1 rRNA gene is annotated in these 287 nt (G+C 46.3%); it reads right to left on the bottom strand.

Going from position 1 to position 287, the window contains the following annotated elements:
* Positions 1-192 precede the first annotated feature (192 nt).
* A 23S ribosomal RNA gene (locus M3205_RS26080) occupies positions 193-287 on the bottom strand; the annotation flags it as partial.

Genomic DNA, 287 nt, shown 5'->3' with positions numbered 1-287 from the left:
AGAAACTTCGTTCCCTCAAAACTAGATAATGTATGAAGAAGAATTTTGCCGAGTAATTACCAATGACTTGTCTAGCTTCGGCTCCTAACTTCTCGGCCGTTTCGATCCGTCCCTCCAAATCCCAAAACCAGGATTTGAATGGCCGGCTCTCCAACGTCTTTCGAAGTTGAACAGTCGCCTCCGCTTTTCGTTTTGGTTAAGTCCTCGATCGATTAGTATCAGTCAGCTCCACATGTCGCCACGCTTCCACCTCTGACCTATCAACCTGATCATCTTTCAGGGATCTT

This window comes from Cytobacillus firmus (assembly GCF_023715565.1).
GTDB lineage: Bacteria > Bacillota > Bacilli > Bacillales > Cytobacillaceae > Cytobacillus > Cytobacillus firmus_C.
The sequence above is the reverse complement of the archived record's forward strand: the minus strand, read 5'-3'. Positions and strand labels throughout refer to the sequence as shown.